The sequence below is a fragment of the Anaerolineae bacterium genome (assembly GCA_014360855.1).
Taxonomy (GTDB): domain Bacteria; phylum Chloroflexota; class Anaerolineae; order JACIWP01; family JACIWP01; genus JACIWP01.
This window is the reverse complement of record JACIWP010000027.1, coordinates 3,524-17,416: the sequence shown is the minus strand read 5'-3', so window position 1 is coordinate 17,416 and position 13,893 is coordinate 3,524. Positions and strand designations below refer to the sequence as shown.

Annotated in this window: 9 protein-coding genes and 1 tRNA gene; 2 read left to right on the top strand and 8 right to left on the bottom strand. The window is 67.0% G+C overall.

The window, feature by feature from the left end:
- The 3 genes from H5T60_02735 to H5T60_02725 all read right to left on the bottom strand — a co-directional run.
- A partial coding sequence (locus H5T60_02735) for an AAA family ATPase (protein MBC7241344.1) occupies positions 1-1,295 on the bottom strand: 1,295 nt, incomplete at its 3' end.
- A 172-nt stretch (positions 1,296-1,467) separates the two neighbouring features.
- Positions 1,468-2,472 carry a hypothetical protein gene (locus H5T60_02730; GenBank protein MBC7241343.1) on the bottom strand — a complete coding sequence of 335 codons (1,005 nt, stop codon included), beginning with the start codon at positions 2,470-2,472 and terminating at the stop codon, positions 1,468-1,470.
- Positions 2,473-2,620: 148 nt separating this feature from the next.
- The gene (locus H5T60_02725; GenBank protein MBC7241342.1) at positions 2,621-5,557 is read right to left on the bottom strand and encodes a SpoIID/LytB domain-containing protein; all 2,937 of its coding nucleotides are present in this window, start codon (positions 5,555-5,557) and stop codon (positions 2,621-2,623) included.
- A 199-nt stretch (positions 5,558-5,756) separates the two neighbouring features.
- Between H5T60_02725 and H5T60_02720 the strand changes: the two genes are divergently transcribed.
- Positions 5,757-6,521 (top strand): class I SAM-dependent methyltransferase, encoded by a 765-nt coding sequence (locus H5T60_02720; GenBank protein MBC7241341.1) that lies wholly within the window; start codon positions 5,757-5,759, stop codon positions 6,519-6,521.
- Between the two features lie 31 nt (positions 6,522-6,552).
- Positions 6,553-6,804 (top strand): hypothetical protein, encoded by a 252-nt coding sequence (locus tag H5T60_02715; protein ID MBC7241340.1) that lies wholly within the window; start codon positions 6,553-6,555, stop codon positions 6,802-6,804.
- A gap of 6 nt (positions 6,805-6,810) precedes the next feature.
- Here H5T60_02715 and H5T60_02710 read toward each other — a convergent pair whose 3' ends face one another.
- The 5 genes from H5T60_02710 to H5T60_02690 all read right to left on the bottom strand — a co-directional run bounded on the left by H5T60_02710 (position 6,811) and on the right by H5T60_02690 (position 13,873).
- The gene (locus H5T60_02710) at positions 6,811-8,529 is read right to left on the bottom strand and encodes an NFACT family protein (GenBank protein MBC7241339.1); all 1,719 of its coding nucleotides are present in this window, start codon (positions 8,527-8,529) and stop codon (positions 6,811-6,813) included.
- A gap of 4 nt (positions 8,530-8,533) precedes the next feature.
- Positions 8,534-9,631 (bottom strand): polysaccharide deacetylase family protein, encoded by a 1,098-nt coding sequence (locus tag H5T60_02705; protein ID MBC7241338.1) that lies wholly within the window; start codon positions 9,629-9,631, stop codon positions 8,534-8,536.
- Positions 9,628-11,034 carry a DUF2029 domain-containing protein gene (locus H5T60_02700; protein MBC7241337.1) on the bottom strand — a complete coding sequence of 469 codons (1,407 nt, stop codon included), beginning with the start codon at positions 11,032-11,034 and terminating at the stop codon, positions 9,628-9,630. Before H5T60_02700 ends, H5T60_02705 begins: the two co-directional genes overlap by 4 nt.
- Positions 11,035-11,088: 54 nt before the next feature.
- Complete coding sequence (locus tag H5T60_02695; protein MBC7241336.1) at positions 11,089-13,572, bottom strand: hypothetical protein; 2,484 nt, start codon at positions 13,570-13,572, stop codon at positions 11,089-11,091.
- A 229-nt stretch (positions 13,573-13,801) separates the two neighbouring features.
- Positions 13,802-13,873, bottom strand: a tRNA-Cys gene (locus H5T60_02690).
- Positions 13,874-13,893: the final 20 nt, after the last annotated feature.

Below are 13,893 nucleotides of genomic sequence, written 5' to 3'. Positions count from 1 at the left end.
ATGATGCCGCGGTCCTCGGCCTCGGTGAGGGGCTGGGGCCGCCGGCGGTAATAGTTCTTGAGCGTCAGCACCACGTCCGCGTCGCTCAGGTCGCGCACGGTGATGGCCGGCACCTGCAGGGCGCGGGCGGCCTGCAGGATTTTATTCTGCCCCACCCCGTAGCCGTAGACCCGCAGGGTGCTGAGCTGGTCCGGCGTCCGCTCCGCCAACCGCTCCGCCGGGCGTTCAAACCCCCGCTCGATGGTGCGCTCGAACCCGCGCGACATGCGGCCGCCCTGCTGTTGCTCCATCAAAGGGGGCACATGCGAGGTGATCTCGGCATGGATCTGCCCGGATTCATCCCGATAGCGTACTTCGGTGGTCACCTTCTGGCCGCGCAGGATGGCATCCACCGATTTGGCCACGTCGTGGTGGATAATGAGGTGCTGCCAGTCCTTGATCTCGATGAGCACGTCGAAGGTGGGGGGAGCCTTGCGCTCCAGCACCGACTTCTGGGTGCCGCGCCGGCGGGCTTCCTCATCGCTCAAGGTCACGCTCTGGATGCCGCCCACCAGGTCCGCCAGGGTGGGGTTCATCATCAGGTTGTCCAGCGTGCGGCCGTGTGCGGTGGCCACCAACTGCACGCCGCGCTCGGCGATGGTGCGCGCCGCCAGCGCCTCCAGCTCGCGACCGATCTCGTCAATGATGATGACCTCGGGCATGTGGTTCTCCACTGCCTCGATCATCACCTCATGCTGGAAGGCCGGCGTGGCCACCTGCATGCGGCGCGCCCGCCCGATGGCCGGATGGGGGATATCCCCATCCCCGCCGATCTCGTTGGAGGTGTCCACGATGACCACCCGCTTGGTCTCGGCAAGGACACGCGCCACTTCCCGAAGCATGGTGGTCTTGCCCACGCCCGGCTTGCCCAGGAGCAGGATGCTCTTGCCCGACTCGACGATGTCGCGGATGATGTCAATGGTACCGTACACCGCCCGGCCAACGCGGCAGGTCAGGCCGACGATGCGCCCCTTGCGGTTGCGGATGGCGGAGATGCGGTGCAGGGTGCGCTCGATGCCGGCGCGGTTGTCCTCGCCGAAGTCGCCCACCCGGGCGATGACGTACTCCAAATCCTCGGCCGTGACCTCCCGATCGCGCAGGGCCACCTCATGGGTGAGGTAGCGGGCTTCCGGGCGCCGGCCCAGGTCCATCACCACTTCCAGCAGTTCGTCGGCGCGGTTGGCGTCCCGGACGGCTTGGGCGATGTCCGGAGGGAGCACCGCCAGCAGGGCGTCCAGGTCGTCGGTAATCTTCATTTCCGTGTTTCGCATGCGGGTCAGCAGATGTTCTTTCAGTTCTGCCGTCCTTTCTTCTTCTGTGATTCCTGTCATGGTGTTCATCATGTATCGTGTGTGTGATCCTCTTCTGTCTCAGTGTAATTCTAGATGTATCTTCGCCCGAGACTGCGCCGGCGGGATGTAAGCCGGCTCACGCATGGGGCAGGGCCGTCGGCGCGACGGATACCTCGGCGCGCGGCTCCGCGCGCGCCGTATGTGCCGCCGCCGGCACATAGACCCTCCCCAACGTCGAGAAAACGGCCAGTTCCCGGCGGTCGAATTCGACGAAGCCGCGGGCCAGCAGGGCCGGCTTCAGGAATCCCTGATACGTGCGCACTGGACAGTACACCGGCCGGCACGGCCCCCGCGCCAGGAGCAGAAGGCTGGCATCCACCAGCGCCTGCGCCCAGGCCGCGGCCTCCGGATGCAGGGCCAGCTCCAGCCAATAGCCCAGTTTGCCCCGCATGATCTGCGCGTGTCCCAGGAGTTCGCCGGCCTGCTCGAGGACATAGCCCTCGGCGCCGGCAATCTCCCACTCGAGGCCGCCGGTGCGCCCGTTGTTATTGCGCGACCAGGCGCCTTCGACCTGCTTCACGCCCATGGGCAGGAGGGCGCCGTACAGCCGCTGGAGCGCCCAACCGTCCTGTTCGCGCTGGGGGCGGAGCGCCGGCGGACTGCCGGTCGGCAGGGCCACCTCCCGATTGACCAGGATATCCTCCCGGGCAAAGATGATGAAGCCGGCGTTCAGGAACGGGATGGCATCCTGCGATTCCGCCGGCAGGCTGGCGAAAATACGCTCGATGCCCCACTGCCCGGCGTCCAGGCAGGCGGCGGTGAGGAGTTGGGTCCACAGCTCCGCGGCCGCCGGCGAGTGCCCCAGCGCAGGAGCGATAAAGGCCACATCGGCCAGCCGCCAATCATGCGGCCGACAGCGAAGCTGTACAAAGCCCACTCCCTCTCCCAGCTCCGCCTCCCTACGCGCCACATACGTGTGCGCCGAGGGACAGGTGAATGCCAGCGGTGCGCGCAGGGCCGTCCGCAGGGGGTCCTGCGGCTGGATCAGGCTCCGCTTGGGGTCCAGGGGAATGCCCTCGGACTGGAGGCGGGCCAGCGCCGGCAAATCCATCAGCCCCAACGGCCGAATCAAGACTCTCATCCTCCCGGGACAACCGCTGTCCTCACTGCTACAGCAAGCGCGTCTCAATTCGGGCGAATTTACCTATATTATACGGTAAAGGAGCGAGAAACACAAATAAAATATGGCCCAAACCGCCCGAAATCTCACGAAAACAGCGCAAATCATATCATGGACCAAGGCGCTGGACCTGCGGCAGGAGGGCGCGAGCGCCGGCCGGCAGTCCCACCGCCGGCCAGTTGATGGTCAGCACCGCGCCGGCGGGCTGTGCGGTAAAGCACTCGGACCGCGGGCCGAAGCCGGCCGCCAGCGCCACAAAGCAATAGCGCCGGTCGGCGGGTAGAGAAGCGGTGAAATGCCAGCTCCCGCCGCGCGCCGGCGCCACCACCAGTCCGCCGCCCTGCTCCATGAACCACATGCGCGCGTCCTCCAGCGCCGGCTCCCCTTCATCCCAGACGCCGTTCCCATTCCCATCACCGAAGAGCGTCTGCACCGTGAAGGAAAGCGCGACCTGGCCAGCGGCCGGCGTCGCGGTCGGTGTGGGTGTGGGGGTGGGTGAGGGCGTCGCCGTCGGCGTGGGCGTGCGCGTGGGGGTCGGCGTCGGGGTGGGAAATGAGAGGGTGACCGTCAGCGGCTGGTCCGGCGAGAGATTGCCGGCGGCGTCGGTCAGCCGGGCATAGAGCGTGTACGTGCCGGCGGCCGGCGGCAGTTCCCAGCTCACGGTGCTCTGGGGATACGTGACAGCAATGGGATAGCCAGTGATCATGACCCGGTCGAAGTAGAGGTCGGCGATGCCGGCGAAGGCCACCCGGAACTCCAGCCCACTGGTGCCCGGCGACGAGCTTCCCGGCTGTGGGTACCAGAAGTCCACGGCGAATTCCCGATAGACCCCGGCCTGACGGAAATCAATGCCGCGCACGGGGCGGATGCCCAGCAAGGTCGCGCCGGCATTGTCCACCACATCCAGCACGGCAATGGGCCGCGTGTCCGTGATGACGTCGGTTTTCAGGCGGAAGAGGGCGCGGTAGGCGCGGAAGGCCGGCAGGGCCTTCGTGTATGGTCCGAACCAGGCGCCGGCCCGATCCTCGCCGGCGCGCCCCAGCCAGGCCTGGCCGTTCCAGGCCGCGCTGTCGGACACGACGATACCCGTGCCGCTCTCATGGTACAGCGATTCCCCCTCCCATATCCAGCCGTTGCTGAGCAGAAGGCCAACAGAGCCGCCGGCGTCGGGCGCGCTCAGGCTCACCGTAATGGGGATCGTGGTGGTGAAAGCCTGCGCCGGGGCAGTCACGAGGCCCGCCGGCGCCTGGCGGTCAATGCCAAAAGTGAGGGCGCTCAGCATGGACTGCCGGCCGGCGGCGTCCCAGGCCGTGCCCAGGATGCTGACGCCGCCGGCGGCCAGCGGCTGATCGGGGAGGGAAGCGATATCCCAGAGATAGTACCAGCCACTGCCGGCCGGCACGGCCATCCCCAGCGGATATTCGAGGAAGTTCCCTTCGGCATCGCGCAGGCGCGCCGCCAGCTCGACGCCGGCGGCGTCCCCATCCGCGTCGCTGGTATTGACCCGCAGAAGGACGCGGTCGGCGTTCGTGTGAAAGCCGTGCCGGGGCTCCACCACCGCGCCCACCGGCAGGGCCGGCGAGGGCGCGGCATTGGCCGGCAGTTCCAGGGTGACCCCGCTGTAATAATGCAGGAGCATCTGGGCATAGTTCCAGCCGTACCAGGCGGCCCAGCGCCGGCTCCCCACCTGCGACATCCCCCGGCCGTGACCGTTGCGCACCTCGCCGAAGCAGACCGGGTCATCCACCGAGCGCAGGTACGGAAAGTTCGGATCAGGGCTGGAGACAGCGCCGCGCGGCAGGGTGGGACTGCCGTTCTGGGCGCTGTATTCCGCCAGGATGACATTTCCCTCATATGCCAGGTACTGCCCGGTGGTCGCTTCTGCCGCGGCATTGGAGGCGGGATAGGTGTCCGGTCCCATGACCTGATACTCGGTCCAGTCAGTGACATCGAAATCCCAAGAAGTGTGGCGCAGGACGAACCACCAGGCATAGGTGCGGGCGGAGACCGCCTGCGCTTTGAGCGCCTCCGCCGGCCAGGAATCCGGCATCTCATACGGCACCACGCGCTTCACATATTCCTCGAAGGGAAATACATCCACCTGTCCGGGCGGCACATTGGAACGGTAATAGTTCTCGGAGCTGTGCTTGACCCGGATGGTGGCCGGCGGAGTGAGCTGGCCGGCGGAGCGCACATCGGATTCCGCAGGGGTCTCCACCGGGGAGAGTGTGGAAAGCATGACATCGGCGCCGCCCCCCCATGACCATACCCATACCCCGTCCGGCCGCCAGAAGGCCAGCCGGCTCCCGTCCGGCGACCAGATGGGGTGCTGGCCGGCGGTCAGCCGCTCTTCTTCTCCGGTCGCGGCATCCACGAAGAAAATATCCCCGATCTCTCCTGTGCCAGGCGGGATACGGGCATAGGCGAAGCGCCGACCATCCGGATGCCAGCTCGGCCGGCTGAGGAACCAGCGCTCGCCCTGGAACAAGGGACGCCGTCCCTCAGGCCCCACCAGCCAGAGGGCCGCCGATGGGCCGGCGTCCACCTCCACCTGCAGGCGGTATTCCCCCGCCGGCGCGGGAATATCCCAGAGCGGGGCCGCCTCGGTATGGACGGCCAGTTCGCCCCACCGCATGCTCTTCCCCTCCTGCACCTTGCCGCTTGCCAGCGAGAGCGTCATCTCCTGCCAGGTATCGCCCCGCCGATGGGAGAGGAAGGTGAGATGCCGGCCGTCCTCCGTAAGGCGCGGCCGGACGCCGTTATCGGTCAGGCGGCGGGCCGGCGAGCCGTCCAGCGGCACCAGCCACAGCTCCTGACGCTGGAGCGCCTTCCCATCAGCCAGAGGGACCATTCCCCCGGGCCGGCCCACGATGAGCGCCGAGCCGTCCGGGAGCCACAGCTCCGGGGTATAACCGGCCGGCGCAAGGCGGACCGGTGTGCTGACGCTCCTCACAGGGTGCGCGAGGGAAAGCAGTATCAGCAGGGCGCCGGCGAACGCGGCGGCTCGCACCTGATAGACCCAGCCTGGCTTCCGTGTCGAGACCACAGTTTTCTCGCTCCTCACAGCGTCCGGTATATGGTAGCGGATAACGGCGTATACGTCAAGGCCGGCCTCTGACCCCGCTCAGGTGACGGCTACCGGGTCCATGCCCTTGCCGGCCGTTACTTGGCGAACGGCCCCTGCTGTTGTAAAATAGACGTGGGGATAATGAGGAAAGTCGCGGAATAAGGAGATAATGGACATCATGCCGACAACGCCGCCCATCGTATTGGAAGAGGACAAGCACTGGTGGTTTGCCACCCGCACCCGGGCGCTGTACAGCGTGCTGGACCCGGTGCTCCCGCCGTACCGGGAGGGCCGGCGCGTGCTGGATGTGGGGTGTGGGGCCGGCAATATGTTCCACCACCTGGCCCGCTACGGCGAGGTGGAGGGCATTGACAACAACCCGAAGCCGTTGGCGGTGGCCCGTGCGCGCGGCTATCAGGTGGTGGAGGGACGCGGCGAATCCATGCCCTTTGAGGACAACCGCTTTGACCTGGTCGCCGCGCTGGATGTGGTCGAACATGTCCCGGATGACCTGGCCATGCTCCGGGAGTGCCGGCGGGTCTGCAAGCCGGGCGGATATTTCGTCACGACGGTGCCGGCCTTTCAATGGCTGTGGAGCCATAACGATGAGATTAACCAGCACCAGCGGCGTTATTCCAAGCGCCAGCTCGGCGAGCGCCTGGAGCAGGCCGGCTTCGCCGTACGCCGCATGACCTTCGCCTATTTCAGCGTGTTCCCGATGGCCGCGGCGCTGATCCTGCTGCGTCGGATGATGAACCAGAAGCCGGCGCTGGCCGCGCCCACCACGGATCAGGACGCCTATCAGGTCGAGATGGAGCCGGTTTCGCCCTGGCTGAATGCCCTCCTGAACGGCATCGGGGGGGTCGAGGCCTGGTTCCTGCGAGGGGTGAACCTGCCTTTTGGCACCACCATCATCGCCCTGGCGCAGAAACCCGCCGGCTGAACGCCATGGCCTCACCATGAGGAGGTGAAAAATGGCTGAGAAAGAGACGACCCGCAAGAAACCGGAGGAGTTCTCCTTCACCGATTGGCTGGTGGAAGGCATCGAGGGTATCACGGCGAAGGGCAAATCGGCGGCCTTCCTGCCGCAGGAGTTCCGCTCCCATGTGAAGGCCGCCAACCGGGAGGCGCTCCTGGCCCTGCGCAGTCTCCTCGACAAAGCCATCGAGTGGTTCGAAGAGGAAGAGAAGGCCGAGAAAAAGGTCACCAAGATTAAGGTGGAGTAGCCGGCCCTAGGGCCGCGGTGCCACCGCGATCGTCGTCTCATTGCGGTAGTAGACCTGGCCCGGCCGACCGCCGGCGCGCCGGCGCACGTGCCGGCATAAGGTGTAGTCCACCAGCACCTGGGTGTCCTGCCGCGCGCGGGAATAATACGCCGCCAGCTCCGCGGCGCGCTGGATGGCGGCCGGCGTGGGCGTCCGGCCGGCGGTGCGCAGTACCACGTGCGCGCCGGGCACACCCCGCGCGTGAAACCACAGGTCATCCCCGCGCGCCAGCGTGAAGGTCAGGTAATCGTTCTGCCGGCTGTTGCGCCCCACCAGTATTTGGAACCCATCCGGGCCTTCCATGGTGAGAGGCGCCGCCGGCGCAGGTTTGGCACGCGGCTTCTTGGCCGGCGCAGGTACATACCCCCACTGCACCAGCTCTTGCTCTAATGCATCCAGCTCCGCGCGGCTGGCGGCCAGCTCCACATCCAGGCGTAACTGCTCCAGGAAAGCCAGCTCCCCTTCCACTTCCTCGAGAAGCGCCGGCACGGCTTCTGCCGCACGCTTGGCCTTGCGGTAGCGCTCGAAATAGCGCTCGGCGTTCTCCGCCGGCGAAAGCACCGGGTCCAGCGCGATGCGGCGCACCTCACCCTCCCCCAGCTCCACCTCCAGGGTATCCTGCGCGGGGCGCATTTGCCAGCCGAAGGCCAGGATATATTCGCCGGCCTGGCGCAGTGCCTCGATCTCCTCCGGCGGCACCATCTGCTCGAGGAGCTGGCACCGCCGGCGCTCCAGCCGGCCTGCGCTATCCTCCAGCATCTTCCACAGCCGCTGGCGCGCCGCGCGGTACGGATCGCGCGCCTGTTGTTGGGCGTCCTCCAGCCAGCGCTCCAGCGCCAGGCTGATGGACGGGGCCGGCTCCCAGCGAGCGCAGTGGGTCAAGGGGTAGGGCGCGAAACAGCTTGCCGGCGCGTCCTCTGCCGCGGAATCATAGCCCAGCGACGGCCGCCAGTCCCCGCTGGCAAGGGGTGCCAGCAGTGCAGAGAAGGATGCGAGGAACGCGGCCGGCTCCGCCACTTCCCCACAGAGGATGTCGGCCCTGCCCCAGGCGCGAAAGCACAGCTCCCGCGCCAGCAGGGGGCTGACGCCCTGGATGGATTCCACCAGCGCTTTCCACGCCGGCGTACTGCCGGCCCGCCCCTGCAGGATGGACGCCGCGTCCTGCGCGGTGAGCTGGTCGGGGGGCAGTTTGGCCTGCGCCGGCGGGGGGACATACGGCAGGCGGGGCAGGAGCTGACGGTAGCGGTTCACCTCCGGGCCAATGCGTTTGATGCATTCCAGAATGGTCCCGGACGTATCCAGCAGGAGGATATTACTGTGCCGGCCCATGCACTCCAGCACCAGCAGGCTCTCGCCCTCCTGGGGATGGCGAAAGCGCAGATGCACGATGCGCTCGAAAGCCGGCTGTGTCACCTCCATCAGCCGGCCGCCCCGCAGACGCTTGCGCAGGAGCAGTATTAAGGGCGGCGGCGCTTCCAGGCCCCGCCGGAGCTGGACGCTGGAGATATGGATGCGCGCCCACTGTGGGTGGGCGCTGAGCAGAAGATAGTGCCGGCGGCCGCCGGCGTATACCTCCAGCCCCACGCTGAGCTCGTCCACGGCCAGCACATCCTGGACCCGTCCGCCCAGCAGACAGCCGCGTATCTCCTCGGTCAGTGCGCTCAGCGCCAGCGCATCCACGGACATCGCTTTACCAGTCCAGCTCCAGCTTCTTGCGGAATGTCTCCAGGGTATCGGCGCGCCGCACCCGGATGCGCGACAGGGTGAAGAGGCCGTCGCTGGAGTGGGTGGCACCCTGTTCCGCCGTCACCGCGCACCAATAGTGGGCGGAGCGCAGGACGTCTATGACATGCTGGTCATAGCCGCCGGAAGGATAGGAGAAGGTGCGCACCGGCGCCGGCAGATGGGCCTCCAGCGTCTGCTTCGGCCCCAGGATCTGCCACACCAGGAAGTCGTAGGACCTGCGGCGCAGATCGGGGTGATCGCGGCTGTGCGCGCCGAACTCTATGCCGGCGGCATACATTTCCTCGATCTGCGGCCAGGTCAGATACGGCGTCAGGCCGCGATCGACAAAATCGGTAATGACGTACACCGTCGCCGTGAAGCCGTAGGCCCGCAGGAGGGGGAACGCATTGGTATAGATATCGCGATAGCCGTCGTCAAAGGTGATGATGACCGGTTTCGCCGGCAGGGACGTCCCCAACGTCAGATGGTACACCAGGTCCACGGTGGAGATGGATTGATAGCCGGCGTCGCGCAGGTGGCGCAACTGCTCCTCGAAGCGCGCCGGCGAGACCGAGAGATCGCGCTCGACCGCTTTGGCGCCGGCCGGCGGGTCCGCGATGTGATGGTACATCAGTATCGGCACGCGCGCCGTGCGATGCACGCCGTCCGGCGTGGGCTGGGGCGTCGGGGTGCTGGTGGGAGTTGCCGTCGGTGTGGCCGTGCAGGTCGCTGTGGGCGTCGGCGTGGCGGTGGCTGTCTCCGTGCTGGTCGGCGTGGAGGTCACCGTCGGCGTTCTGGTCGCGGTGGCTGTGCGGGTGGGGCTGGCGGTGATGGTCGGCGTTGGCGTGGGGGTGGCGGTGGGGGCCAGAAGGTACGGCAGGGGGAAGCTGGCCCGCCCCTGCCGGCCGGCGCCGGCCAGCAGAGCCGCGCTCAGCAGGATGCCGGCCGCGATGACACTGCCGCGCACCGCCGGGATAGCCGGCGAAAGCGGTCGGCATCCCAGCCGGCCCTTTAGCCATCGTCTAATATTTCGCACTGCCCGAACCGCGCGCTCTCCCCTCATATCCCTGATACTGCCTCATGTGCGGCGTGCGTCGGCTCCGCCCCGTCCTCGGCCAGCAGGCCGATGGCCAGCAGGGCGGCAATGAAGCCGACATAGTTCTCGTTGAAAAAGCGGGAGAAAAAGGCGTAGACGAACAGCAGGATGGCCGTGTGCAGGGCGATGCCGGCCGGGCCGTGCGCCTGCTTGACCTGCCGCCACAGCAGGAGGACCAGCAGGGGCGCGCAGGTCAGCAACTGCGGTATCCAGAAGGGGAAGTAGCTCAGCCGGCTTTCCACGAACCCCAGCGCCAGCACGAAGTTGGCGAAGCCCCAGCCGCGAATCTGATAGGGTGTGGCAGAGGAGCCGCTGGCCCATCTCCAGATGTCGTCCACAAAGGCTACCGGTGACCAGACGAAGTACGGGCCGGCCAGCGCCAGGCAGACCGCCAGCATGGGCAGGGCGCGGCGCCACCAGCGCGGCGAGATGCTCCAGCGCCGGCCCTCCCAGTGCACCTCCCACAGCGCCAGCAGGTGGAAGGGGAGCATGAACCAGGCGGTGGGTTTGGAGGCCAGCGCCAGGCCGGCGGCGGCTGAAGAGGCCAGATAGCGCCATTCCTGCCGGCGCTCCGGCTCCCCTCGCGGCAGGAGCCACCATGCCAGCACCATCCAAAAAAGCACGAAGATATCGTTCTGGCCGAAGATCACATCGCTTCCCATGATGGGGTTCAGCCCCAGCGCCATGACGAGCAGGAGACGGTGCGAGGGCCGGCGCGCCAGCCGCAGGCTCATCACCAAGGTCAGCACGAACAGGAGGAGATAGACCATGCGCGCGTCGAAATATCCCCACACCGCCCGGGCCAACAGGTAAAACGGCGCGGAGAAAACGAAGGTCCAGGGCAAATAGGGATAGTGATAGAGCGCCGAGCGCAGGTCCAATCCCCATTCCGCCAGCGGCGTGTTCAGGTAATCCTCGACGTATGGGTTGCGGCCGGCCAGGAAGAGCTTGACGGCCTCTTCCGTCTGGATGACGCCGCCGTCGTGGCAGTAGGAGGCCGGCCCGTTCATCTGGCGCAGGGCGATGAGCTTGGCACTGCCGGCGATCACCGTCGCCGCGATGATGAGCCAGATGAGCGCCAGCTTGACCGGGTACAGTCTGGCCTCTCCCCAGCGTTCCTGTGCCAGGTCGGCGATGAGATACAGGAGGAAGCCGGCGAAGGCGATGCTGATGAGCACCAGCGACAGGGGGTCGGTCAGCCAATCTTTGAGCAGTTCCTGGGCGTGGGGGGAGAACAGCCTCTGCACCAGCGGCAGGCGCGCCACGTCCTGATGGCGGGTTGGCAGGACCATATCCGCCAGGGTGTCAATGCGCACCCTGGCCATCAGCAGGAGAAAGAGCAACCACAGGTCCAGGCGTCTCTGGCTCATGAGGCCATTATACCGAGAAGGGCGCTGGAAGGGAAATGCGCGCCGGCGGGATGGTCATGGGCCGGCCGGCGCGAACAGTTCGGGTAGGTATTTCCCGCCAGCGTTCCAGAAGCACCAGCCCCAGGCGCCGGCGTCCTCGGCCGCCTGGCGCTGTGCGGCCTGCTGTTCCAGCGTGTACCAGTAGGCCTGCAGCCAGGGCCGCACCCGCACGTGGGCCGGCAGTCTGCCGGCGGCCTGTATCACACTGCGGTAGATGACCTCGTACGGATAGTCGGACGGGACCTCATAGCCCAGGTTCCCCGGCCCAAACGTCGAGGGATAGATCATCGGACACAGGTAATCGAGATACGGCCCGATATCCTTGACGCGCTGGCCGATGCCCATGTCCGAGTCCGGCGCCACCCACACGGTCAGCCCAAAGACATCGGCGGAGATGAACACATCATACGGCTCCAGGGCCGCGGTGACCTGCTCCATGAAGGTGCGGATGGCCTCAGTGCGCGTTTCTAATGTGTTCTCCTGCGCGTAGACGATGCTCCCCACATCCCCATCCGAGGGAAAGCGCAGGTAGTCGAACTGAATCTCGTCGAATCCCAGCTCCGCGACCTCTTTGGCCAGGGCGATATTGTAATCGCGCACTTCCTGCAGGAAAGGATTGGCCCAGCCCAGCCCTTCCCGGTCCAGCCAGACACTGCCGTCGGCCCGGACAGCGGCCCATTCCGGGCGGGCCTGGGCCAGCGGGTTGTCCTTGAAGACCACGATGCGGGCGATGGTGTAGACGCCGGCCTCGCGGCATTCCCGCAGGAATTCCCGGATATCCACGATGTCCCGCCGCAGGGCGCCGAACTCCTGCGCCAGCGGCTGGGCGCTCTGGAATCCCAGGAAGCCGCGATCGCTCTTCATGTCAATGACTACGGCGTTCAGCTCGGTGCTCCTGACCAGCTCCAGCAGTTCGCGCAGGCGGTCGGGGCGCGTCAGCAGGCCGAAGGGGATGTAAATGCCCTTGGCGCGGAACGCCGGCAGGGCCAGTTCCAGCGCAACCGCTTCGCTGTCCTCGGTGTGGGCGGAGCGCAGGCAGGGCCTGCGCTCGTCAGTACACCACAGTTCGGGGTTTAGCATCAGGGTAAATTTGCCGTAGCCGGCGGCGCGCACCGTCAGGGACTGCATCGGGTTCCATTCTTTCAGCACGAATGCGCCGGCGCCGTCCGGCGGGATGGCCTGCCCGGCCGATTTCAACCGCACGCCGGGGATGGGTTCGCCGGTGTCCGCATCGACGACGTGCAGGATGACCGTATGGGGTGCCAGCCATATCTCCAGCGGGTTGCCGCCGGCATATGCCAGGCGCACAACCGCATAATGCGGGGCGCTGGCCTCCAGCTCCTGCCCCGGCAGAAGGCCGATGACGGTGACGGATCCTTCCTCGTCGGTCATGAAGGTGCGGCCGGCGGTGCGCAGGAGCGCGCCGGCGATGGGCTGGCCGCTCAGCGCGTCGCGCACCACTGCTGGCACCTTGATCTGCTGTAGAGAGATGGCGAGCGTTTCCTGGCCGGCGTAGGCCAGGGTGGTGCTGAAATAGTCCGGCGCCGAGATGGTGATGGGGGTGCCGGCCTCCAGCGCCCGCAGTTGGAACGCGCCACTGCTGTCCGCTTCGACGCGCTGGGCGGGGGTCTGCACCACTGCGCCGGCGACCGGCAGTTGCGTCTCCGCGTCGCGGACGACGCCGGCCGTCCAGATGGGCTGAAGCGATATCTCCAGCGGGGCGGGCTGTTCCAGCCATGTCTCCCCAATGAGGGGGCCCCGGTACGGCCGATATCCCGCCCGCTCGACGCGCAGCTGGAAGGGGACGGGAACGCGCAGAAGCTCGAACGCTCCGGCCGTATCGGTGAGGGACCGCTCGCCGCCGGCCCAGATGCGGGCGCCGGCGAGCGCCTCGCCGCTGTCGGCCGCTTTCACCCGGCCGGTGATACGCACGGGCTCCAGCGGGATTTCCAGGGCTTGCTCCCCGGTGAAATAGGCGTCCCCGGACACCTCGCCTTCCCAGCGCAGATAGCCCGGCGCCTCTATCGTCACACGCGCCGGCGGTCCTACCCACTCGATCGCGTACTCCCCACTGCCCAACGGCGTCATGGGGTGGCTGTCCGCCAGGACCCGGGCCGGCGGCACGGGGTAGGTCGGGTCCAGCGCGTCGGTCAGACGGACCCTCAGGCGCCAGGGGACCAACCGCACCTCACAGCGGAACGCGCTCCATTGGAAGCGGGGCGGGGAGCAGGTGGTCTGGGTCGGGATATAGCCGGCCGCCTCTACCGCCAGCGTGGTATCTCCCCGCGGCAGACGCGCCAGAACGTGCCCGTTGGCGAGGGTGACTCGCTCCAGGCCGGCGGGCAAAGAGACGCGCGCCGCCGGCACGGGCGCGCCGGTATCCGCATCTATCACCGCCAGCATCACAGGGGCCTGGCGGTAGGCCAGGAAAATGCCGGCGATCACGGCGCTGACGATCAGCGCGGGCAAAAGGACCCGGAGCGCGAGCTGTTTGATCATCGGGGCAGGGTTCCACTGACCTGGAAGTTTTGGCCCATTGCTGGGGTCCATCAAGTGTAGCGAATGTGATTATAAACCACGTACCATGAATTGACAATATGGCCTGGCAAAAGAGGTGCGCCGGCAAAGGTGCTCGCGCATGTTGGGGACAGGGCGGTATGCATGGAGGCAGTGGGAGAAGCCGGGCAATAAAAGCGCCGGCAACCTGGAGATGTTGCCGGCCATCAGGAGGCGACGGCCGGATTCGAACCGGCGAATGAGGGTTTTGCAGACCCCTGCCTTGCCACTTGGCGACGTCGCCCTGCCCCTCACGCAGAGCGG